This window comes from Achromobacter xylosoxidans, assembly GCF_001457475.1.
In the GTDB taxonomy this organism is placed as follows: Bacteria; Pseudomonadota; Gammaproteobacteria; order Burkholderiales; family Burkholderiaceae_B; genus Achromobacter; species Achromobacter xylosoxidans.
In genome coordinates, this window is sequence record NZ_LN831029.1 from 1,109,678 (window position 1) to 1,130,894 (window position 21,217).

General features: G+C 67.6%; 21 protein-coding genes. 9 read left to right on the top strand and 12 right to left on the bottom strand.

The genetic code is table 11. The features are described from left to right. Positions 1-846, bottom strand: coding sequence for a UTP--glucose-1-phosphate uridylyltransferase GalU (gene galU, locus AT699_RS05060; protein ID WP_024067870.1), 846 nt, complete (start codon positions 844-846; stop codon positions 1-3). A 72-nt stretch (positions 847-918) separates the two neighbouring features. Here galU and AT699_RS05065 point away from each other — a divergent pair, with 72 nt between their 5' ends. Further along, on the top strand, positions 919-2,427 hold the full coding sequence (locus AT699_RS05065; RefSeq protein WP_372587092.1) for a M48 family metalloprotease: 1,509 nt from the start codon (positions 919-921) through the stop codon (positions 2,425-2,427). Positions 2,428-2,470: 43 nt separating this feature from the next. Here AT699_RS05065 and AT699_RS05070 read toward each other — a convergent pair whose 3' ends face one another. The 4 genes from AT699_RS05070 to AT699_RS05085 form a co-directional block, all read right to left on the bottom strand. Then, a complete protein-coding gene (locus tag AT699_RS05070) occupies positions 2,471-3,571 on the bottom strand; it encodes a YheT family hydrolase (protein ID WP_006389005.1) in 1,101 nt (366 codons plus the stop codon). An 11-nt stretch (positions 3,572-3,582) separates the two neighbouring features. Beyond that, positions 3,583-4,005, bottom strand: coding sequence for a YybH family protein (locus tag AT699_RS05075; RefSeq protein ID WP_006389006.1), 423 nt, complete (start codon positions 4,003-4,005; stop codon positions 3,583-3,585). Positions 4,006-4,039: 34 nt separating this feature from the next. Continuing rightward, entirely contained in the window at positions 4,040-4,252 is a 213-nt protein-coding gene (locus AT699_RS05080; protein WP_006389007.1) for a zinc-finger domain-containing protein, read from the bottom strand. Positions 4,253-4,331: 79 nt separating this feature from the next. Then, a complete protein-coding gene (locus AT699_RS05085; RefSeq protein WP_006389008.1) occupies positions 4,332-5,252 on the bottom strand; it encodes a branched-chain amino acid transaminase in 921 nt (306 codons plus the stop codon). A 186-nt stretch (positions 5,253-5,438) separates the two neighbouring features. Here AT699_RS05085 and AT699_RS05090 point away from each other — a divergent pair, with 186 nt between their 5' ends. Then, entirely contained in the window at positions 5,439-6,188 is a 750-nt protein-coding gene (locus AT699_RS05090) for an AzlC family ABC transporter permease (protein WP_006389009.1), read from the top strand. Further along, the gene (locus tag AT699_RS05095) at positions 6,185-6,520 is read left to right on the top strand and encodes an AzlD domain-containing protein (protein ID WP_006389010.1); all 336 of its coding nucleotides are present in this window, start codon (positions 6,185-6,187) and stop codon (positions 6,518-6,520) included. Before AT699_RS05090 ends, AT699_RS05095 begins: the two co-directional genes overlap by 4 nt. 6 nt (positions 6,521-6,526) lie before the next feature. Here AT699_RS05095 and AT699_RS05100 read toward each other — a convergent pair whose 3' ends face one another. The 3 genes from AT699_RS05100 to AT699_RS05110 are packed head-to-tail and all read right to left on the bottom strand — an operon-like array spanning position 6,527 to position 11,050. Then, entirely contained in the window at positions 6,527-7,693 is a 1,167-nt protein-coding gene (locus AT699_RS05100) for an FAD-dependent oxidoreductase (RefSeq protein WP_053497658.1), read from the bottom strand. A gap of 2 nt (positions 7,694-7,695) precedes the next feature. Continuing rightward, positions 7,696-8,946 (bottom strand): MFS transporter, encoded by a 1,251-nt coding sequence (locus AT699_RS05105; RefSeq protein WP_024067873.1) that lies wholly within the window; start codon positions 8,944-8,946, stop codon positions 7,696-7,698. 16 nt (positions 8,947-8,962) lie between these two features. Beyond that, positions 8,963-11,050 (bottom strand): TonB-dependent receptor, encoded by a 2,088-nt coding sequence (locus AT699_RS05110; protein WP_024067874.1) that lies wholly within the window; start codon positions 11,048-11,050, stop codon positions 8,963-8,965. A 132-nt stretch (positions 11,051-11,182) separates the two neighbouring features. On the opposite strand from AT699_RS05110, the gene AT699_RS05115 reads away from it, so the two are divergent. Further along, entirely contained in the window at positions 11,183-12,133 is a 951-nt protein-coding gene (locus AT699_RS05115) for a helix-turn-helix transcriptional regulator (protein ID WP_024067875.1), read from the top strand. A 244-nt stretch (positions 12,134-12,377) separates the two neighbouring features. Then, on the top strand, positions 12,378-13,823 hold the full coding sequence (locus AT699_RS05120; RefSeq protein ID WP_006389016.1) for a DEAD/DEAH box helicase: 1,446 nt from the start codon (positions 12,378-12,380) through the stop codon (positions 13,821-13,823). Positions 13,824-13,911: 88 nt separating this feature from the next. Here AT699_RS05120 and AT699_RS05125 read toward each other — a convergent pair whose 3' ends face one another. Continuing rightward, complete coding sequence (locus AT699_RS05125) at positions 13,912-14,295, bottom strand: thioredoxin family protein (protein ID WP_006389017.1); 384 nt, start codon at positions 14,293-14,295, stop codon at positions 13,912-13,914. A gap of 63 nt (positions 14,296-14,358) precedes the next feature. Here AT699_RS05125 and AT699_RS05130 point away from each other — a divergent pair, with 63 nt between their 5' ends. From AT699_RS05130 to AT699_RS05140, 3 genes are all read left to right on the top strand, one after another. After that, positions 14,359-15,162, top strand: coding sequence for an EI24 domain-containing protein (locus AT699_RS05130; RefSeq protein ID WP_026382629.1), 804 nt, complete (start codon positions 14,359-14,361; stop codon positions 15,160-15,162). Between the two features lie 46 nt (positions 15,163-15,208). Then, positions 15,209-16,021, top strand: a complete 813-nt coding sequence (locus tag AT699_RS05135; protein WP_020924969.1) for a competence/damage-inducible protein A — start codon at positions 15,209-15,211, stop codon at positions 16,019-16,021. 157 nt (positions 16,022-16,178) lie between these two features. Next, the gene (locus AT699_RS05140) at positions 16,179-17,042 is read left to right on the top strand and encodes an IclR family transcriptional regulator (protein ID WP_006389020.1); all 864 of its coding nucleotides are present in this window, start codon (positions 16,179-16,181) and stop codon (positions 17,040-17,042) included. 129 nt (positions 17,043-17,171) lie between these two features. Here AT699_RS05140 and AT699_RS05145 read toward each other — a convergent pair whose 3' ends face one another. Continuing rightward, a complete protein-coding gene (locus AT699_RS05145) occupies positions 17,172-18,149 on the bottom strand; it encodes a tripartite tricarboxylate transporter substrate binding protein BugD (protein ID WP_006389021.1) in 978 nt (325 codons plus the stop codon). A gap of 383 nt (positions 18,150-18,532) precedes the next feature. On the opposite strand from AT699_RS05145, the gene phaP reads away from it, so the two are divergent. After that, positions 18,533-19,111 (top strand): TIGR01841 family phasin, encoded by a 579-nt coding sequence (phaP, locus tag AT699_RS05150; protein ID WP_006389022.1) that lies wholly within the window; start codon positions 18,533-18,535, stop codon positions 19,109-19,111. Between the two features lie 145 nt (positions 19,112-19,256). Here the strand turns inward: phaP and AT699_RS05155 are convergent, their stop codons facing one another. Next, entirely contained in the window at positions 19,257-20,297 is a 1,041-nt protein-coding gene (locus tag AT699_RS05155) for a quinone-dependent dihydroorotate dehydrogenase (RefSeq protein WP_006389023.1), read from the bottom strand. A 45-nt stretch (positions 20,298-20,342) separates the two neighbouring features. Beyond that, a complete protein-coding gene (locus tag AT699_RS05160) occupies positions 20,343-21,098 on the bottom strand; it encodes an arginyltransferase (RefSeq protein ID WP_020924968.1) in 756 nt (251 codons plus the stop codon). Between the last annotated feature and the right edge of the window lie 119 nt (positions 21,099-21,217).

Below are 21,217 nucleotides of genomic sequence, written 5' to 3' on the forward strand. Positions count from 1 at the left end.
TCATTCCGGCAGCAGGCCGTGGTACTTCCTGCCCAGCGCCACGGTGGCCTGGAACATCCCGGCCTTGTTGCCGCAGTCGTAGCGCGTGCCGTCGTAGCGGTGCGCATAGACAGCGCGTTCGCGCATCATCGAGGCGATGCCGTCGGTCAGCTGGATCTCATTGCCGGCGCCCATCTTGGTTGAACGCAGGTGATCGAAGATGGCGGCTTCCAGCACGTAGCGTCCCACCACCGCGAGGGTCGAGGGGGCGGCGTCGGGATCGGGCTTTTCAACGATGTGGGTGACGCGTTCGGTGCGGCCATCGCCTTCGCCATCACGGGTGGCGACGATGCCGTACTTGCGCGTGTCTTCGCGCGGCACGTCCTGCACCCCCAGCACGCTGGCGTTCTGGGCCATGGCGATATCGACCAGCTGCTTCATGGCCGGCGTGTCGGCGTCGATCAGGTCATCGGCCAGCAGCACGGCGAACGGCTCGTCGCCCACGGCCGGCGCGGCCGACAGCACGGCATGGCCCAGCCCCAGCGGCGCCGATTGACGGATATAGAGGCAATTGACGTGGGCGGGTAGAATGCCCCGCACCATGGCGAGAAGCTCGTGCTTGCCCTTGCTTTCGAGGTCGGATTCGAGTTCGGGAGCGGAGTCGAAATGGTCTTCGATGGCCCGCTTGTTGCGACCGGTAACGAAAATCAGGTCGGTGATGCCGGCGGCCACGGCTTCTTCGACGGCGTACTGGATCAACGGCTTGTCGACGACGGGCAGCATTTCCTTGGGCATCGCCTTGGTGGCGGGCAGGAAGCGCGTGCCCATGCCGGCGACGGGGAAAACGGCTTTACGGACGGGACGCATTGAAACCTCGTTGGGGGTATCGATGAAACATTTTAAGCGCATCGCTATCATAGGCTCATGAACCGCAGGAAAATGCCATCCATTTGCTCGATTGCGCAGCGGGGCGCGATCTTCGGAATCTGTGCCGCGCTGGCCATGCCGGCCCTGCCGGCGACGGCCTGGGCCCAGCCGGTGGGGTTACCCTCGATGGGTGCCGCATCCTCCGCGGATCTCTCGCCCGCGCTGGAGCGCAGCCTCGGCGAAGCCATCATGTCGCAGGGGCGCCGCGATCCGACCTATGTCGACGATCCCGAACTCAGCCAGTACCTGACCACCATGGGGCGCAAGCTGGCGGCGTTCTCGCCCGGGGCGGTGCCCGACGTCGAGATGTTCGGCGTGCGCGATCCCGAGATCAACGCCTTCGCCATGCCGGGCGGCTTCATCGGCGTGAACACCGGGCTGATCGTCTCCTCGGGCAGCGAATCGGAACTGGCGGCGGTGCTGGCGCACGAAATCGGCCACGTGGTGCAGCGCCATATCGCGCGCGGCATGACGCAGCAGAGCCAGAACAGCATGGTCATGCTGGCGAGCCTGGCGGGCGCGCTGCTGGCGGCCCTGGCCGGCGGCGGCGGCAACCTGGCGATGGGCGTGGCCGCGTTCGGCCAGGCCGCCGCCATCAACCGCCAGCTCGGCTTCTCGCGCGACGCCGAACGCGAGGCCGACCGGGCCGGTTTCACCATGCTGACCAAGGCCGGCTACGATGCCCAGGGCATGGCGCAGATGTTCTCGCGCCTGATGAACGCCTCGCGCCTGAACGAAGGGGCGGGCGGCGGTTCCTGGGCCAGCACCCACCCGCTGTCGATCGAGCGGATGTCCGACGTGCAGAACCGCGTGCGATCGCTGCCCGTATCGCGCCATGTCGACAGCGATGACTTCTGGTACATCCGCGCCAAGATGCGCGTGGTGCAGGGCCGTGACGCGGTCAGCCTGCGCACGGCCGGCCAGCAGCTGCAGGACGAGGCCCAGGCCCTGTCCGGCGTGCGCCGCTCGGCGGCCTACTACGGACTGGCCTTGCAGGCCTTCCAGCGCAACAGCCTGGACGAGGCCGAGCGCCAGCTCGCGCAGGCCCAGGCCGATGGCCGCGATTCGCCGCAGATGGCCAGGCTTGCCGTCGACATCGCGCTGGCCCGCAAGGACAACCGGCGCGCGCAGGACCTGGCCCAGGCCGCCACCCGCCGCTGGCCCGAGCAGCGGGCCCTGGGCATCGCCTACGCCACGGCCCTGCAGGCCAACGGCCGCCACGCCGAAGCGCAGGACTACCTGCGCGCCAAGATCAAGCAATGGGGCTCGGATGAGCCCAGCCTCTACCAGATGCTGGCGCAGAGCGAGGAACGCACCGGCAAGCCGGTGCAGGCACGGCGCGACCTGGCGCGCTACTACGTGATGACAGGCGCCTTCGCCGCGGCGGAATCGCAACTGCAGCAGGCACGCGGCATGTCCAGCGACTTCTACGAGCAATCGCAGATCGACGTGCAGATCAAGGAAGTCAAGGACAAGCTGGCCGAAGAGCGCCAGCTGCTGGAGCGCTTCAAGTCAGGCTGACGCTCGCCGGATGCGCCGTGGGGAGCCGCCCGACGGAGGCCGTTTACAGCCCGGTTTCGAAAAAGCGGCCCAGGCGCTGCGGCAGCCAGCCCAGGTGGGCGGGAAAGGCGCCGGTCGGAAAGCCCGCGTGGCCGCCATCGGTGGGCTGGTGCAGCAGGATGCTGGACGAGCATTCGTCGGGCTTGGGCAGCGCGCTGGCGGGAATGAAGGGGTCGTTCAGCGCGTTCAGCACCAGCGTCGGCACCGAGATGCGCGGCAGCCAGGGCTTGCTGGAGGCGCGCGTCCAGTAATCGAGGGCATTGCGAAAGCCGTGCATGGGCGCGGTGTAGGCATCGTCGAAGTCGCGCAGGTCGCGCGCGTGGGCGATGCGCATCACGTCGATGGCCCCGGGGTAGCGATGGGCTTTCTCCAGCACCTTGTGCTTGAGGGTCTTGAGGAAGTGGTTGGTGTAGACCTTGCGGTTGAAGAATCCGGTCGACAGGGTCTTGCCGCAGGCCACCAGGTCCAGCGGCACCGAGACGCCCGCGCAGGCGGTCAGCCAGCCGGTGTCCTCCTGGTGTTCGCCCAGGTATTTCAGCAGCGCATTGCCGCCCAGCGACACGCCCACGGCGTGCCAGCGCGCGTGCGGGATGCGGTTGCGCACCGTGTTCAGCAGGAAGCCGACTTCGGCCGAATCGCCCGAATAATAGGCCCGCGCCAGGCGGTTTGGCACGCCCGAGCAGCCGCGGAAGTGCGCGATGACCACGATCCAGCCGCGCGCCCGGAAGTGGTGCGCGATGGATTGCGCATAGCGGCTGTTGCTGCCGCCCTCCAGGCCGTGGAACAGCAGCAGCGCCGGCGTGTCGGCCGTCTGCGGCAAGGATTTCCAGTCGGCCTCGGTCATCCAGCGCGCGGCCGCGGTCTTGCCGTTGGCCACGGGTTGCTGCCCGCTGACGGGCGCGCCGTCGGCGGCCTTGTGCGGAAACAGCCCCGGCCCGGTCCAGTCGAAGTCGACGAAGTCGGTGTCGGGCGTCTCGACCCGGTCGCGCACGAAAGCGATGCGGTGGTATTGCGCGAATAGCGCGGCGTAGACCGTCTGGGCATCGCCTCCGGGGAGCCAGGAGGGAACGGGGCAGGGCGTGGTATCGAAACGAGCAGCAGCCAAAATCGACCCGATCAGTGCAGCATGTCGGGCACGTCGTGCAAGTCGAGCACCCCGGCTTCGGTGGGCGCCGAGGAGGCGTGGTGCATGACCATGCGCCAGCCCGTGGGGCCCTTGTGATAGATGTTGGTGGCGTAGCAGTTGGCGAACTGCGTGCCTTCCCGCGTGCGCACCGCCACCTGCTCGACCAGCACGTGCACCGCGCACATCATGCTCAGCATGACCAGCGGGCGCAGCGGCCGGATGTGCAGCGGGCCGTTCGCCAGCACGTGTTGCCAGGATTCGTGCACGGCCGAGTGGCCGACGATGCGCAGGCCTCCCGGATGGATGCAGACGACTTCCTCGTCGTCCGCCCACACTTGCATCAGGCGGACGGCGTCCCCCTGCTCAAGGGCTTCGTAGAACGCGTGCTCTGCTTCTTCGGGCGTGGCGAACATGATGGCGGGACGGATGGCTGTTGAGCGGCGATTCTCAGTGGTGGCCGTGCAGCACGGTGCCGGGCTTGAGCTTGTACTCGGCGCCGCAATAGGCGCAGCGCGCCGAGCCGGTGTGGGCGACGTCCAGGAAGACGCGCGGGTGCATGCTCCACAGCGGGGCCTTGGGACCCGGACAGAACACAGGCAGGTCTTCGGCGCCGACTTCGATGACTTCGTGGGGGGCGGCGGCCGGGGCAGCGGCGGTCATGGAATTTCCTGAATAAAAAATACCGGTAGGACGGTAGGTTGGGGCAGTAATGCCGTCCCGCCAGGCAGGACGGCGCGAATCAGACTTTGCTCAGCCAGTGATGGTACTTCGGGTTGCGGCCATTCACCATGTCAAAAAAGGCTTTCTGCAGCTTCTCGGTGATGGGGCCGCGCCGGCCCGAGCCGATCTGGCGGTTGTCGACCTCGCGGATCGGCGTCACTTCGGCGGCGGTGCCCGTGAAGAAGGCTTCATCGGCAATGTAGACGTCGTCGCGCGTCAGGCGCTTGGTCACCACGCGCAGGCCGAAATCGGCGGCCAGCGCATGGATGGTGGAACGGGTGATGCCGGTCAGGGCCGAGGCGATCTCGGGTTCGCACAGCACGCCGTCCTTGACCAGGAACAGGTTCTCGCCGGAGCCCTCGGCCACGAAGCCTTCGGTGTCCAGCAACAGGGCCTCGTCGTAGCCGTCCTGCAGGGCCTCGGTGTTGGCCAGGATCGAGTTGGCGTAGGTGGTGGCGACCTTGGCGCGCGGCATCGTCACGTTGACGTGCTGGCGCGCGAACGACGAGACCTTGACCCGGATGCCCTGCGACAGGGCTTCCTCGCCCAGATAGGCGCCCCAGGGCCAGGCGGCGATCGCCACGTGCACCTTGGCGCCCTTGGGCGACACGCCCATCTTTTCAGGACCGTAGAACACCAGCGGCCGCAGGTAGCAGGATTCGAGCTGGTTCTCGCGCACCACCGTCCGCTGCGCCTCGTTGATCGTGTCGCGATCGAACGGCATGGGGATCTGGTAGATGTGCGCCGAGTTGAACAGGCGGTTGGTGTGGTCTTCGAGACGGAAAATCGCCGTGCCGATCTCGGAACGGTAGGCGCGCACGCCCTCGAATACCGACAGGCCATAGTGCAGGGAGTGGGTCAGGACGTGCGTGGTCGCGTCGCGCCAGGGCACGAGCTTGCCGTCATACCAGATGAAGCCATCGCGGTCAGCCATCGACATGGCCTGTCTCCCTCTCTAAACCCGAGGGCCGTATTGTATCAAGCGGCGAGGTTACAATAGCGGCCTATTCGCGCACCGGCGCGGTGCCTTGCGGCGCCCGCGGCCCCGGCGGGCGAGCAGGTTGTCGTGAGTTTCCTTCCCACAGAGTTTCCATGTCGTCCTGTCCGATTCCCCAGGGGCTTGCCGTTGTCCTCTGAGTCCGCGTTTCCCGAAACCGAAGACCCACGGGCGGTCCGCCAGGAGCGTGTCGCCGCTTTCCGTGCCGGCGTGCATGCCATCGTGCCCGCGCTCATCGCCACCGCCACGTGGGGGCTGGTGACCGGCGTGGCCATGGTCAAGTCCGGCCTTACCGAATCCATGGCCCTGGCCATGACGCTGCTGCTGTACGCCGGTTCGGCCCAGCTCACTTCGCTGCCCCTGATCGCCACCGGCGCGCCCCTGTGGCTGATCTTCGCCGCCGGCTGCGTGGTCAACCTGCGCTTCCTGATCTTCGGCGCGGCATTGCAACCCTATTTCCGCCACCTGTCGTGGCCCAAGCGGCTGGGACTGGGCTATTTCACCACCGACATGGGCTTCGTGCTGTTCATGCCGCGTTTCGGCGATGCGGCCGAGCGCGGCACCCGTGAACAGCTCTGGTATTTCATCGGCACCATCGCCCCGGGCTGGTTCGTGTGGCAGACCTCGTCGATCGTCGGGATCTACCTGGGCACCATGGTGCCGGCCGCGTGGTCGCTGGATTTCGCGGCGGTGTTGGCGTTGCTGGCCATCACCGTGCCGCTGGCCAATTCCAAGCCCATGCTGGTGTCGATGCTGGCCGCGGGCGTGGTCGCCTGGACCGGCCAGGTGTTGCCGCTGCGCCTGGGCCTGGCGGCCGCGGTCATTGCCGGCGTGGTGGCGGGCATGTGGGCCGAACGCTTCTTCAAGGCGCGGGCATGACTCTCTGGCCTTCGGAAATCTACGTCTATTCTGCGATTTTGCTGCTGGCGCTGTGCAGCGTGCTGACGCGCGCCGGCTTCATGCTGTTCGGCGACTACATCCCGCTGCCCGATGGCGTGCGCCGGGCCCTGCGCTACGCGCCGGCCGCCGCGCTCACCGCCATCGTGGTGCCCGACCTGCTGCCCTGGAAGGCCGGGCTGGGCCCCATCTTCGACTACAAGCTGGTGGCAGGCATCATCGCCATCCTGGTGTTCCTGCGCACCCGCAGCGCCGTGCTGGTCATCGTGGTCGGCATGCTGGTGCTGTGGGGGCTGCGCTGGCTGGCGGGCTGAGGCCGCTCAGCCAAGCGCGGCGGCAGCCTCCATTTCGGATTTCAGCCCGCTGAGGAAGTATCGCTTCAGGATCAACCTGGGCAGTAACCGCAGGGCCGTGTTGCGCAGGCCGAAGGCGAATGCCGAGGCGGGCACGTAGACGGGCGCAAGCCTGCGGCTGCGCTGCTGCAGGCTGTCGATTACCGGCCGTAGCCGCCGCTCATGAGCGGCCAGGGCCTCCGGCAGGGGCGCGCACGCCAGTTCCTGGGCCAGCACGTAGGCGCTGGCCAGCGCCATCCCCGCTCCCTGGCCAGAAATCAGGGACAGGCTATGTGCGGCGTCGCCGGCCAGCAGGATGCGGCCCTGGTGCCAGCGCGGCATCTCGATCAGCGCCAGGTCATCCATGACGATCGGCGCGTCGGCGGGCAGTGTGTCCAGCTGCCGTCCCACTTCCGCGTGAGTCGTGCGCGCCAGTTCCCGCAGCAGGCCCAGCCGCCGCGGCGCCTCGACCCATCCGGCCTCATGGCTGCGCCAGACGTGCAGGGCCGCTTTGCGGCCGCCGCCCAGCCCATGGTATTCGACCTGATGGCCCGGCGTGGCATAGGACACGAAGTCGCTCGCCATGCCGGTGTCGTCGTCGACGTCATAGGCGGCATATCGGTAGCCCAGCGGCGATGGCACCGCCGTGCTGGCGCCGAAGACCCGGGCGCGCAACGCCGAGCGCACGCCATCGGCGCCGATCAGCAGATCCGCGCGCAATTGGGACCCATCCGACAGCGTCACGTCCACGCCGTGGGCATCCTGGCTACAGTCCGCCACGGTGGTGGCCAGCCGGATTTCGGCGCGGTCTCGCACCGCGGCGTGCAGTACCTGGACGAGATCGGTGCGCCGCAGGGTGATCCAGTCCAGTTCCCGCAGCAGCTCGCGATAGCGGATCCGCATGACTTCGCGGCCCCGGCGGTCGCGGTAGACGTTCTCGCCGATTTCGCGCTCCACGGCGCGCAGGGCGGGCACCAGCTCCATGCGGCGGGCGGTCAGCAGGCCGGGGCCGGACAGGCCCATCATGTAGCCGCCGTCACGCAGGTGCGGCGCGCGTTCGGCGATCACGGCGCGCCAGCCCTGCCGGGCCAGCCACCAGGCGCAGGCCAGTCCGGCGACGCCGGCGCCCGCGATGACCACGGTGCGTTCAGACATGTTCATTCTCCAGAAGACGAAAGCGGCGCGGCGCGCCGCATCAGGACGGAAAGGACAGGCAGGCCGGCCGCGCCCAGTGCGGCGGCGATGCCGAAGCAGGCGCCGTAGCCCAGGTGCTGCGCCAGCCAACCGGCGGCCACGCCGCCAACCATGGCGACCAGCGCATCGGCGCACTGGAACAGCGTGAAATCGACGCCGGCTTGGGCCGGCGACGCCAGGCCCATGAGAAAGGCGTACAGCGTGACGAAACCCGTGGCGGCGGTGGCTGCCTTGAACAACGTCAGCGCCACCAGCCAGCCGGGGCTGGCGGCCGGCAGTCCCAGGCCGGGCGCGGCGACGCCGGCCACGAACAGGATCAGCGCGGCCGCCTGCAGGGCCATGGCCGCGACCACCGCGCGCGGCGCGCGCCAGCGTTGCAGCGCCAGCGCCCCCAGCAATGTGCCCGCCAGGCCCGCGACGACCGCGCCAGCGCCGTTGATCCAGCCCACCGAGGCCAGCGGCACGCCGCGGTCCAGCAACAGCGGCGAGGTCATGCCGGCGCCGAGCCGCGAACCGATCTGGAACACCACGGTGATGAGCAGGCCCAGCCGCACGCCGGACCGACCCAGCGCGTGCGGCAGGCTGGGCCGATGCGGTGGCGTGTCGGTCGCGCGGGCCGGTTCGCGCAAGCCGGCGAACGGCAGGGTCAACAACAGGACCAGCAGGCCCATGGCGGCGGCCGCCACGCGCCAGCCATGGCTGCCCGCCAGCACCACGAACAGGCCGGCCCCGAGGAACATGCCCACGTAGCTGGAGCCGACCTGGGTGGCATTGCCCCAGCCGCGCCGGCGCGCCGCCAATTGCTCGACCGCGAAGGCGTCGCCGGCAATATCGACGGTGGCCGCGGTAAGCGAGATCAGGCCGAGCACGGCCAGCAGCGCGGGCAGCGTCGGTTGCCCCAGGACCGCCAGCAGGAACAGCAGGGCGGCCAGCAGCCACTGGCCAGGCAGCACGATGCGGCGGGTGCGGCGCCCCGCCTGCCCGTGGGGCAGCCGATAGCGCTCGATCCAGGGCGCCCACAGGAATTTCAGGGACCAGGGCAGGAAGGCCAGGTAGGCCAGGCCAACCTGGTCCAGCGGCGTGCCGCTGTCGCGCAGCAGCGTCGGCACGCCCTGGAAGGCAATGCCGCTGACCAGGCTCTGGACCATGCAGATGCCGCCAATGGCGGCGATGACCCGCGCGGTGGGCAGGCGCGCCAGGGAGGCGTTCGGCATCGCGTTGGGTCCCGGGTCAGTATTCGAAGGCGACGTTCAGGCCCACCGTGCGGCCGGGATCGACCTGCGCGTAGCTGCCGCGCGCGCCACCGCCGAAGGCGTAGGTGCGGTAGCGCCGGTCGGTCAGGTTGTTGACGTACAGCGTGGCCTCGACCTGTGGCCGAATGCGCCACGCCAGGCTGAGATCGACCAGTGTGTAGGCGTCCTGGCGCAGGCTGTTGCCGATGTCGAAGAACTGCGCGCCGACCCGGCGCACGATCAGGGCCGGCGAGAGCCGCCCGACACCCGGGTCGAAATGGCCGCGGGCGCTGGCGTTCAGGCCATAGCCCGGCGAAAACGGCACGCGGTTGCCATCGCAGCCGGGGCAGACGGCGCTGCTGTTGAAGCTGCGGAACGTGGTGTGGTTGAGAAAGCCATCCAGCCCCAGCGTCCATTGCGAGGTCACGTCCCAGCTCAGGTCGAATTCGACCCCGGTGGAGCGCGTGTTGCCGACGTTCTCGATGTGCTGATAGCCGATCTGGTCGCTGACATAGAGCTGCGCGTCGCGGATGTCGGTGCGGTAAAGGGCGGCGCCTGCGCGCAACGCATCGCCGTCAAAGCGCGCGCCGGCTTCGTAGCTCACGCCACGTTCCTTGCCGAAGGGGCGCGCATCGGCGGGGTTGGACGGGGCCAGGTTGTAGCCGCCGGGCTTGTAAGCTTGCGCCGCGTTGACGTATGCGCGCCATTCGGGCGACAGGCGGTAGCCGGCGGACAGCTTGCCGAGCACCGTGTTGCCGGAGGCCGTGCCCGCGCCGCCGAAGGGGGCCTGACCGTAGGTCGTGCCATTGAGCGTCGAGCCGTCGTATCGGGTGGACGCCTTGTCGCGGGAATAGCGCAGGCCGGCCGACAGGTCGAGCGCGCGGGTGGCATGCCAGGTGGCGTCGCCGTAGAAGGCGGTTGACTCGCTGGTGTTGCGGGAACCGGCCGAGAACGCGTCGAGCTGCATCCCGGGCATCTGCATCTGGCTGAGCGCGGAACGCGACTGCGTGACCCGCTGGCGGTACAGGCCCAGGACGCCGTCGACCGCACGCGTGCCGGTGGTGGACAGGCGCAGCTCCTGCACCTGCTGGCGCCAGCGCTCGGGTTGGCTGGTATAGGTCGAGCCGAGCGAGAAGTGGCGGTCGTAGTGCAGGCGTTGCCAGGCGGCCACCGCATCGAGCCGCCAGCCATCGAGATCGTAGCGGCCCGTCAGTGCCTGGCTTGCGCTGCAGCGCTTCTGGTAGGGATCGGCCAGCGTTGCGGGCATGTCCGGGGAAATCGCCGCTTGTCCGCTGCCAGGGGCATCGAAGGGCACGTAGACATCCTGGCTGCCGCGGGTGCATTCGCCGCTGACGGCCAGTCCCATTTCCCAGGGGCTGCCGGCTGGCGCCAGCCGCAGGCGCGCCGTTCCCGCGTTGGCCGAGGTGCCGCCGATATGGCTGGCGCCGGTGACCGGGCTGTCGAGCCGGCCGGGGGCGTCGTTGACCGCGGCGGCCACCGAGCCATACAGCAGGTTGTCGACCAGCGGCCCGCCGCCGCTGGCCTTGAACAGGTAGCCATCGCGGCTGGCGACACCCGCGGTCGCGCGGAAATAAGGCGTGTCGTCCGGCTGTCGCGACACGATATTGAGCACGCCGCCCATGGCGCTTTTGCCGTACAGCGTGCCCTGCGGGCCTTTGAGCAGTTCCACGCGATCGACATCGGTCAGCAATTGGGAGGCGAACGTGGGCAATTGCGGCACGCCGTCCACATAAACCGTAAGCGCGGGGTTGTAGAAATCCTGCGCCGAGGTAATGCCGCGCACGGAAATGACGGGGAACAGGAACGATCCGCTGCCCGACATCTGCACGCCCGGCAGCACGCGCGACAACTGCAGGGTGTTGTCCACCTGCGCGGCGTGCAGGGTTTCGGCCGGCACCACGATGGCGGCGCCGTTGATATCCCGCAGCGCTTGTTCCTGTTTGCTGGCGGTGACGGTGATGGGAGCGAGCTCGCTGACGGATTGGGACTGCGCGACGGCGGGAAGTGTCAGTGCGCAGAGCGCGGCCGTCAGCGCGGTGTGGCGGAAAGGGAGCGAAAGTGTCATGGTCGTCGAAGCGGGTTTTCAGTAGAATCATTAATGAGAATTATTGTTATTTGTTCGGGCGCGGACTAACGCTTTCGGTGCCGCCACTATTCAATTCGGGGTCTAAATTTGGATTTCGCCACTGGCACGCGCGTGCAAACCGCCCACGGACCCGGGCACCATTGCGGCCATCCGCTCCTGCCGGCCGCGGTCATCCCGGCCGCCTGGGAGGCGCTGTCCCGCCTGGAAGCGTTCGACGAAGACCTGACCATGTCGGTCTGGAGCGGGGCGCCGGGCGTTGACCTGGATGTCGCCGCCGAAGGGCCGCCCATGTTCTGCATTGCGGTCTTCCTTGAGGGCCAGGCCTGCATGTCGATCGACGGCGGCGTGCCGCTGCGCGCCGGTCCCGGCATGGCGGTGGTGCAGACGGGCGAACGTGGGGCGCGCGGCCGTTTCCAGATGTCGGGCGGGCAGCTCGTCCGTCTGGTGGACATTCGTTATTCGCCCGCCGGGCTGCTGCGTGCCGGGGGCAGGCCGCTGGCGGCCTTGCGCGGTGCGTTCGTGCTGGATCACAGCGTGCCGACGGCCGGCTCGCTGATGGCGGGATTCCCGGCCCCGCCGGGCCTGTTACGGCTGGCCGCCGACGTGCTGGACTGCCGCCACGAAAACGCCACCGCGCGTCGCCTCTACATGCGCGCCAAGGCGCTCGAAGCCCTGGCCATCGTGCTGGAAACCATGAGCGGCGCGGCCGGCGAACCGCCGGTGGCGGCCCGCGAACGGCGCCAGCTGGCCCAGGCCCGGCGTCTGATCGAAGTCCGCTATGGCGAGGAATGGACGGTGCCGCGGCTGGCGCGGGAGGTCGGCCTGAGCGAGAAAAAGCTCAAAGCGGGCTTTCGTCAGGTGGCCGGCCGCTCGGTCCACGCCTACCTGAAGTCGGTCCGGCTGGAGGCCGCGGCGTCCATGCTGGAGGCCGGATACCGGGTCACCGACGCTGCGTTGGCCACCGGATTCGCCAACCTGAGCCATTTCAGCAAGAGCTTTCGCCAGGCCAAAGGAGTCGCCCCCCGGCACTGGCTTGACCGCCCCGGCGCCCGGCTGCGCTAAAATCAAGTTATCCACAGCAATCCGGGCCTGGTACTGCCCTCATAAGTATCGAAACCAGAATGCGCCACCTGGCCTGCAAGGCAGGGTGCTGATTGCCTGCGATGCGCTTGCGCCTCGCGGTGGTTCGCACGTGGCCGCGCGAGCGTGGCGCGCGTTCTGGTTGTCCTGATGCATATGCAGTGCAGTGCTCGCAGCACTCTCGTTTTGTTCTTTTTTTACTGGTCCCGGTATCTGCCAAACCCTGATGACTGAATCCACTCAATCCGCAGCACCCGCCGCCGCGCCCGCGCCGACGCCCACGTTTTCCGATTTCGGGCTGCATCCCCTGCTGTTGCAATCGATCGCCGAAACCGGCTACACCACGCCCACCCCGATCCAGGCGCAAGCCATTCCCGTCGTGGTCGAAGGGCGTGATGTCATGGGCGCGGCCCAGACCGGCACCGGCAAGACCGCGGCGTTCACGCTGCCGATCCTGCACCGCCTGATGCCGCTGGCCAATACCAGCGCTTCGCCCGCGCGCCATCCGGTGCGCGCGCTGATCCTGACGCCGACGCGCGAGCTGGCCGACCAGGTCTACGAAAGCGTCAAGCGCTACAGCAAGCAGACGCCGCTGCGTTCCGCCGTGGTGTTCGGCGGCGTCGACATCGGGCCGCAGAAGGAAGCGCTGCGCCGTGGTTGCGAAGTGCTGGTGGCCACGCCCGGCCGCCTGCTCGACCACGTCGAGCAGAAGAACGTCAACCTGAGCCAGGTCGGCATCCTGGTGCTGGACGAAGCCGACCGCATGCTGGACATGGGCTTCCTGCCCGATCTCGAACGCATCATCCGGCTGCTGCCCGCGCAGCGCCAGGGCCTGCTGTTCTCGGCCACCTTCAGCAACGAGATCCGCAAGCTGGGCCGTTCCTACCTGAATCACCCGGTGGAAATCGAAGTCGCGGCGCGCAATGCCACGGCCAACACCATCACGCAGATCGCCTACAAGATGAGCGGCGACCAGAAGCGCGCCGCGGTGGTGCACCTGGTGAAGTCGCGAGGCCTCAAGCAGGTCATCGTGTTCTCGAACACCAAGATCGGCACGGCGCGCCTGGCGCGCGAACTCGAGCGCGACGGCGTCAAGGCCGAATCTATCCACGGCGACAAGACCCAGGCCGACCGCATGAAGGCGCTCGAGGCCTTCAAGGCCGGCGAACTCGAAGTGCTGGTGGCCACCGACGTGGCCGCGCGCGGCCTCGACGTCGCCGGCGTGCCTTGCGTCATCAACTACGACCTGCCGTACAACGCCGAAGACTACGTGCACCGCATCGGCCGTACCGGCCGCGCCGGCGCCACGGGCGAAGCCATCGCCCTGTTCACCGCCGACGAAGAACGCTTCCTGCTCGACATCGAGAAGCTGATCAAGCGCGAAGTGCCGCGCGGCACGCTCGACGTGCCGGCCGAACTGGTCGCGCGCAGCCATGGCCGCCGCGAGGAACGCGGTTCGTCGTCGCGCGAAGGCGGCCGTGAACGCGGCCGCTCTTCCGAGCGCCGCTCGGGCGGCGGCGCTTCGCGCCAGCCGGTGGACGACTTCTTCCTCAAGCCCTACGAACCGTCGGCTCCGTCGGCGCCGGCCGAGGAACAGGCGCCGCGCCAGAATGGCAATTCGTCCGCGCCCAAGCGCCAGCTTGCCGTGTTGCTGGGTGGCAGCCGCAAGTAGGGCGACGATCGCCGCCCCGGCGTCGCGGCCGCGCTGCGCGCCCAACGGAAAAGCGCCCTGGCAGGGCGCTTTTTTCATATGTGCGGATTCAGGCGGCGAGCAGCCGTGGCAGGTCGGGCAACGGTGCGGTGACCGGCGCGCTGTGTTCGTCCAGGCTTTCCAGCAGCCGCTCGAGATGGCCGATATGGGGCAGCATGGGGCCGTAGAAGACCACGCGCCCGCCGACCTGGACCAGCAGGGTGGGGAAGTTCTCGACGTCGACCTCGCCCAGCAGTTCGGCGTGGTCTTCGATGTCGATCCAGGCGAAGACGTGGTGCGGCAGGGTACTGGACAGGGCCCGCAGCTTGGGTTTGTATTCTTCGCAGGTGTCGCACCAGGCGGCGCAGAAGCACGCCACCAGCCAGGCCTTGGGCGAGGCCGCCAGTTGGGCGCGCAGGGCAGTGAGATCGGAGCCGGGAACCAGTAATGTCATACGAGCGCGGGAAAGCGTGTTTGACTATCATACCCGGGATGATCACCTTCCATTGTTCCCGCCATGCCTGTCCTGCGCCCTGATACCGAGATGCCCGGCGCCAGCCGCTACACCCGCAGCATGGCGGGTGTAGCACAGGCCTTCAAGCGCGCGCTGGTGTCGCAGTGCCACCCGACCATGCTGTTCGCGCTGCTGCTGCCCTTCCTGATCGCGCTGGTCGGCGCGCTGCTGTTGTTCTGGCTGTTCTGGACGCCCCTGACCGACTGGCTCGCCGCCCAGGCCTCGCACTGGGACTTCATCAACCGCACCGACGAATGGCTGCTGGCGATGGGGCTGTTCTCGCTCAAGCTCTATCTGGTGCCGCTGGTCGCCGTGTCGATCCTGCTGCCGCTGTCGGGCGTGCTGGGCCTGGCGATCGCCGCGGTGTTCGTCATGCCGCTGGTGCTGCGCCACGTCAGCCAGCGCGAATACGCCGGCCTCAGCCGGCAGGGCAAGCTGGCCACCACCGTCAGCGTCTGGAACGCGGTATGGGTGTCGGGCGCGTTCGTGCTCGGCTGGCTGTTCACCATGCCGTTGTGGCTGGTGCCGCCGATGGCCCTGGTGCTGCCGGTCTTCTGGTGGACCTTCGCCTTCTCGCGCATGATGCGGGTCGACGCCATCGTCGAGCATGCCAGCCCGGCCGAGCGCAAACTCATCCTCGAACGCAACAATGGCGGCTTCTGGATCATCGGGTTGATCTGCGCGCTGCTCAACCTGCTGCCGCCGGCCTGGATCATCCTGCCGGTGTTTTCGGCGCTGGTCTATGCCCACTACGGACTGGACGCGGTGCAACGGCTGCGTCAGGATCGCACCATCGACGTCGCCTGACGCGGCGTCGTCCGCCTCCCTCAACCGCCACTCTCTGGAACCGGACATGGCAGCAGAACCCGCCTCCCGCCGCATCGGCCTCATCATCGTCGGTGACGAAATCCTTTCGGGCCGCCGGCAGGACAAACACTTTTCCAAGGTCGTGGAACTGCTCGGCGCGCGCGGCATGCAGTTGGGCTGGGCGGAATTCCTGCCGGACGACCGCGATACCCTGGTGGCAGCCTATCGGCGCAGCTTCGCCACCGGGGATGTGGTGTTCTCGTGCGGCGGCATCGGCGGGACGCCCGACGACCATACCCGCCAGGCCGCCGCCGCCGCGCTCGATCTGCCACTGGCCCTGCATCCCGAGGCCGAACAGGCCATCGCGCTGCGCACCGCCGAAATGGCGGCCAAGGGGCAGGGCACGGCCGACATGAGCGCGCCCGAGAACCAGCAGCGGCTGCAGATGGGCGTGTTCCCGGAGGGCTGCGAGATCGTGCCCAACCCCTACAACCGCATTCCGGGCTTTTTCATCCGTGACCACACCTTCGTGCCGGGCTTCCCGGTGATGGCGTGGCCGATGCTGGAATGGACGCTCGACACGCGCTATCGTGCGTTGCAACATACGCGCCGCCACGCCGAGCATTCCTTCCTGGTGTTCAGCATGCCGGAATCCCGCATCACGCCGGCCATGCAGATGGTGGAAACACGCTGGCCCGGCGTGCGCGCCTTCAGTCTGCCCAGCGTCGGCGAAGCCGGCGGCACGCCGCACATCGACCTGGGCGTGAAGGGCGAGCCCGAGGCGGCGGCCGAGGCATTGGCGTTTCTGCGAGCCGAAGTGTTGCGCCTGGGCGGCAAGCTGGCGCCGCCCGCGGCCTGAGGACAGATGCTGGCCGAATCGGGGAGTGTCCCCGATAGGCAGGCCAAAAAACGGTTGCCAAATGGCTCCGTAAATTTCACAATACGGGAAAGAACTGTTTGCTGCGTTGCCGCAAGTTTGGTCTTCCGGTGGCGCGGCGCGAGCCCTTTCCCCGCCTATGTCCCGCCCTTCCTCCACTCGCAACGCCCTGGATGCCGAAACCGACGGCGCCTCGGGCAGTCCCATCGCCATCCAGGTCATCGAGCGCGCCATGCGCCTGCTCGACGCGCTGGCCGCGCAGCCCGATCCCGTCACGCTCAAGGAACTGTCCGCGACCACCGGCCTGCACGCCTCCACCGCGCACCGCATCTTGAACGACCTGGTGGTGGGGCGCTACGTCGAGCGGGTGGACAACGGCCTGTATCAGCTGGGCATGCGTTTGCTTGAACTGGGCTCGCTGGTCAAGGGACGGCTCAACGTGCGCGAGGCGGCCATCGCCGCCATGCGATCGCTGCACAAGCTGACGGGGCAGACCGTCAACCTGTCGGTGCAGCAGGGCGACGAGATCGTCTATATCGACCGCGCCTGGAGCGAGCGTTCCGGCATGCAGGTGGTGCGCGCCATTGGCGGCCGGGCGCCGCTGCACCTGACCTCCACCGGCAAGCTGTTCCTGTCCACCGCCGACACCCGCCAGGTGCGCGCCTATGCGCTCCGTACCGGCCTGGCCGGCCACACCCGCAATAGCCTGACCGACCTGGAGCGTCTCGAACGCGAGCTGGCGCTGGTGCGCCGCCATGGCTATGCGCGCGACAACGAGGAACTGGAACTGGGCGTGCGTTGCATCGCCGCGGGCATTTTCGATGACACCGGCAAGCTGGTGGCCGGGCTGTCGATCTCGGCGCCGGCCGAACGCCTGCAGGACGACTGGATCAAGGCGCTGGTCGATACCGCCGCCAGCATTTCCGAGGCGCTGGGCTACGAGCCCTCGGTGTCCAGCGGCTTCAATGGCCTGGGCATGGCGGCCGAGGCGATGCGCACCTGATACGCCTGCCGCATCCCCCAACGAAAAAGCCCCGCGGTTTCAGCAACCGAGGGGCTTTTTCACTGCCGGGGACAGGATGTCCACCAGGCGCGATAGGCAGCGCAGGCCCCGCCTGGCGGGGCCCCTGGCTTACTGCTGTTCGACGCCGGCCTTCTTGAACAGCTCGGCCCATTGCGGGACCTGCTGCTTGACCTTGGCCTCCAGCGCCTGCGGGTTGGCTTCCTTGGTCAGCACCGTCGCGCCCAGTTGCTTCATGCGCTCCTGGAACTTGGGGTCGGCCAGGCCGGCCTGCAGGCTCTTGACCAGCTTGTCGACCACCGGCTTGGGCGTGCCCTTCGGCACCCACATGCCATGCCAGATACCCACTTCGAAACCCTTGAAGCCGGACTCGTCCATGGTGGGCAGCTTGGGCAGGGTGGGCACGCGCTGCAGGCTGGTGACGGCGTAGGCCTTGACCTTGCCGCCGTCGATCTGCTGCGTGGTGTTGGTGGTCTGGTCGCACAGCAGGTCCACCTGCTTGCCCAGCAGGTCGTTCATGGCCGGCGCCGTGCCCTTGTACGGGATGGTCAGCAGTTGCACGCCCAGGGCCTCGACCAGCATGGTGCCGCACAGGTGGCTGGCGGCGCCGATGCCGGCATTGGCCAGCGAGACCTTGTCCTTGTTCTTTTTGACGTAGTCGGCCAGTTCCTGGATGGTGTTGGGCGGGAAGTCCGAGCGCGCGATGATGGTCATCGGCACGTCGACCACCAGGCCGATGGGCTCGAAGCTCTTGTAGGGGTCGTACCCCGGATTCTTGTACAGCGAGGGCGCGGTCGAGAAGCCGGCGTGCATCAGCAGCACGGAATAGCCGTCCGGCTGCGAGCGGGCGACCTGCGTGGTGCCGATCGTGCCACCCGCGCCACCCTTGTTTTCGACCACGACAGTCTGGCCCAGGGATTGCCGCATGGCTTCAGCCAGCGAACGCGCGACGTTGTCCGTCGGGCCGCCTGCGGCGAAAGGCACCACCATGTTGATGGGGCGTTCCGGATATTCCGCGTGGGCGGCGCCGGCCGCGAGCATGGCGCTGGCCGCGAGCAGGGCCGAAAGCGTGCGGGGGATGAGGGTCATGAAGTCTCCAATTGCAGGGTTTTGCTTGCTGCGATGTGTTTTTGACCGCTGACTTATCGTTTGTGTTTGTCTGTCATCAGCGTGCAAGCAGTGTAGAAAAGAATTGATACGCCGTCATGTCCGGTATTTCCCGAATCATGGGAAATCCTTGTGCTGGATCAAATCGGCACCGGCGCCTGCACTGTTAATGTGCAAATAGTTGTTGCGTTGCACCAATATTGCTTGACAAGGTTTTTTTGGCCCGTAGAATGTCAATTGTGCAGTGCATCAAACGGGCCGGCGGTAGCTTGTAGTACCAGTTTCCGCGCACGTTCCTTATTTCGTCGCAGACACCATCCTTACCTGCCGGACAGCCTCCGGCTACCCCTAAAAGGAGCAATTCTATGAGCGCTATCCCGCAACAAGTCCTGGACCGTCAAAAAGCCAGCATCAACACTTTCGTGGCCGCCCAGTCGGCTGTGTTCGCCGGCTTCGAAAAGCTGGTCGAACTGAACCTGAAGGTCGTGCGCGCCACCCTGGACGAAGTCGCCCAGAAGTCGCAGCAAGCCGCCGACGTCAAGGATCCGCAGGAAGCCGCGGCGTTCGCCTCGGGCCTGCTGCAACCGGGCGCCGAAAAGGCCCTGGCCTACACCAAGCACGTGTATGACATCGTCGCCGGCGTGCAGGGCAACCTGGTCAAGCTGACCGAAGAACAGATCGCCGAAGGCCAGCAGCAGCTGACCGACGCCGTCGAGCAGTTCTCCAAGAACGCCCCCACGGGTTCGGAAAGCGCCGTCGCCCTGATCAAGTCCTCGCTGGCCACCGCCAACAGCGCCTACGATTCGCTGACCAAGGCCGCCAAGCAGGCCGCCGAAGTCGCCGAGTCGAACCTGAACGCCGCCGCCAACGCGACCTTCAAGGCGGCGACGGACGCCGCCGACGCCGCCACCAAGGTCGCCAGCCGCAGCCGCCGCAGCGCCTAAGTATTTGGCGCAGCGGTGCTGCGCAAATTGCAGTTATGTAGTACTGTTGAGTGACAGAGCAGAGCTGGAATTAGGGCCACCCCTCGGGGTGGCCTCTTTTTTTGCCTGTCGTCCGCGTGCCGTAGTTGGCGCGCAAGGCTGCCGTTCAGCGGCGGACGGCCCGCACGCACTCGCCCACCAGGGCGGGGCCGCGATAGATCAGTCCCGTATAGAGCTGCACGGCATCGGCGCCGGCCTGCATTTTCTCGCGTGCCTGCTGCCCCGACAGCACCCCGCCCACGCCGATGATCGCCAGGCTGTCGCCCAGGCGCTCCTTCAGGCGCCGGATCACCGCCAGCGACAGTTCATGCACCGGCGCGCCGGACAGCCCGCCCGCTTCTTCGGCGTGCGCCATGCCATTGACCGCGTCGCGCGACAGCGTGGTGTTGGTGGCGATGACGCCATCGATGCCGTGGCGGGGCAGGGTGTCGGCAATGGCGTCGATCTGCTCGACCGTCAGGTCGGGGGCGATTTTCACCGCCATCGGCACGCGCCGCTGGTGCTGGTCTTCAAGCGCGCGGCGCTTGTCCGCCAATTGCCCCAGCAACGCCGAGAGTTCGTCCCCGCCTTGCAGTGCCCGCAGGTTCTTGGTGTTGGGCGACGAAATGTTCACCGTCACGTAATCGGCATGCGGGTACACGCCCGCCAGCCCGATCAGGTAGTCGTCTGCCGCGCGCTCGATCGGCGTGTCGGCGTTCTTGCCGATGTTCAGGCCGAGGATACCGCCCTGCTTGCGCCATTGGCTGCGCTGCACGTTGGCCAGGAATGCGTCCAGGCCCTGGTTGTTGAACCCCAGGCGATTGATCAGCGCATTGGCGCGTGGCAGCCGGAACATGCGCGGCTTGGGATTGCCGGGTTGCGCGCGCGGGGTCACGGTGCCCACTTCGATGAAACCGAACCCCAGGTTGCCCAGGGCGTCGATATACGCGCCATTCTTGTCCAGGCCGGCCGCCAGTCCGATGGGGTTGGCCAGATGCATGCCCATCAGCGTGCATGGCGCCTTGGGCTGCGCATGCAGGAGCTTGCGCGTGGCGCCGCATTCATAGGCCCGTTGCAGCCCCGACAGGGTGACTTCGTGGGCGGTTTCCGCGTCCATGGCGAACAGCGCCGGGCGGGCCAGGGGATAGGCGTGGAAGAGGATCGACATGGAGCGGGATTGTAGAACGTCTTTGGGCGCGCCCGCCGCCGCGGATCAGGCGGCGCGATCGTCGGCGCCGCCGGCCGGCGCCGGAGGCTCGCCCCAGGCGCCGTCGATCAGGTACTGGGCGGGATGGAAGCTTGCCTTGTAGGACATCTTGCGGCTGTCCTCGATCCAGTAGCCCAGGTAGAGCCAGGGCAGGTTGAGGGTGCGGCACTGCTCGATCTGCCACAGGATGCTGTAGGTGCCCAGGCTGCCAGGCACGTCGGGGTCGTAGAAGGTGTAGACGGACGACAGGCCGTCGTCCAGCACGTCGATGATCGACACCATCATCAGCACGCCGCCCGGGTCACGGAATTCGACCAGGCGGGTATTGACGCGGCTGGTCAGCAGGAACTGCGCGTACTGGGTGCGACTGTCCTCGTCCATGCCGCCGCCTGGGTGGCGGCCTTGCTGGTAGCGGGTATAGAGACGGTAGTGTTCGGGCGACCAGGCCAGCTCCGCCACGAACGACTGCAGGTCGCGGTGGTCGCGCCAGGCCCGGCGCTGGCTCCGGTTTGGCGCGAAGCCGGCGGTATCGACCCGCACCGGCACACAGGCGTGACAGTTGTCGCAATGCGGGCGATAGGTGAACAGGCCGCTGCGGCGAAAGCCCTGCTCGACCAGTTGCGAATAAGTGCCGGCATTGATCAGGTGGCCGGGCGCGGCGACCTGCGACCGGGCCTGGCGTCCCGGCAGGTAGCTGCAAGGGTAGGGCGCGGTCGCGTAGAACTGCAGCGTGGAGAAAGGTAATTCTTTTAGCTGGCTCATTTGGAATCCCGGTGTCCGGCGCCAAGTCCGTGACGGGGACGACTACATAGTAACGCTTAACCCGCGATCCGATGTGGCCAGGGACGCATGAACGCCGCGGCCATGGCGGCGCCCGTCGT

Excerpts from the sequence above, each read along its gene's own strand:
- galU (WP_024067870.1), bottom strand. The coding sequence starts at position 846 with ATGCGTCCCGTCCGTAAAGCCGTTTTCCCCGTCGCCGGCATGGGCACG.
- AT699_RS05065 (WP_372587092.1), top strand. The coding sequence starts at position 919 with ATGCCATCCATTTGCTCGATTGCGCAGCGGGGCGCGATCTTCGGAATC.
- AT699_RS05075 (WP_006389006.1), bottom strand. The coding sequence starts at position 4,005 with ATGTTCGCCACGCCCGAAGAAGCAGAGCACGCGTTCTACGAAGCCCTT.
- AT699_RS05080 (WP_006389007.1), bottom strand. The coding sequence starts at position 4,252 with ATGACCGCCGCTGCCCCGGCCGCCGCCCCCCACGAAGTCATCGAAGTC.
- AT699_RS05085 (WP_006389008.1), bottom strand. The coding sequence starts at position 5,252 with ATGTCGATGGCTGACCGCGATGGCTTCATCTGGTATGACGGCAAGCTC.
- AT699_RS05095 (WP_006389010.1), top strand. The coding sequence starts at position 6,185 with ATGACTCTCTGGCCTTCGGAAATCTACGTCTATTCTGCGATTTTGCTG.
- AT699_RS05100 (WP_053497658.1), bottom strand. The coding sequence starts at position 7,693 with ATGTCTGAACGCACCGTGGTCATCGCGGGCGCCGGCGTCGCCGGACTG.
- AT699_RS05105 (WP_024067873.1), bottom strand. The coding sequence starts at position 8,946 with ATGCCGAACGCCTCCCTGGCGCGCCTGCCCACCGCGCGGGTCATCGCC.
- AT699_RS05110 (WP_024067874.1), bottom strand. The coding sequence starts at position 11,050 with ATGACACTTTCGCTCCCTTTCCGCCACACCGCGCTGACGGCCGCGCTC.
- AT699_RS05120 (WP_006389016.1), top strand. The coding sequence starts at position 12,378 with ATGACTGAATCCACTCAATCCGCAGCACCCGCCGCCGCGCCCGCGCCG.
- AT699_RS05125 (WP_006389017.1), bottom strand. The coding sequence starts at position 14,295 with ATGACATTACTGGTTCCCGGCTCCGATCTCACTGCCCTGCGCGCCCAA.
- AT699_RS05130 (WP_026382629.1), top strand. The coding sequence starts at position 14,359 with ATGCCTGTCCTGCGCCCTGATACCGAGATGCCCGGCGCCAGCCGCTAC.
- AT699_RS05135 (WP_020924969.1), top strand. The coding sequence starts at position 15,209 with ATGGCAGCAGAACCCGCCTCCCGCCGCATCGGCCTCATCATCGTCGGT.
- AT699_RS05140 (WP_006389020.1), top strand. The coding sequence starts at position 16,179 with ATGTCCCGCCCTTCCTCCACTCGCAACGCCCTGGATGCCGAAACCGAC.
- AT699_RS05145 (WP_006389021.1), bottom strand. The coding sequence starts at position 18,149 with ATGACCCTCATCCCCCGCACGCTTTCGGCCCTGCTCGCGGCCAGCGCC.
- phaP (WP_006389022.1), top strand. The coding sequence starts at position 18,533 with ATGAGCGCTATCCCGCAACAAGTCCTGGACCGTCAAAAAGCCAGCATC.
- AT699_RS05155 (WP_006389023.1), bottom strand. The coding sequence starts at position 20,297 with ATGTCGATCCTCTTCCACGCCTATCCCCTGGCCCGCCCGGCGCTGTTC.
- AT699_RS05160 (WP_020924968.1), bottom strand. The coding sequence starts at position 21,098 with ATGAGCCAGCTAAAAGAATTACCTTTCTCCACGCTGCAGTTCTACGCG.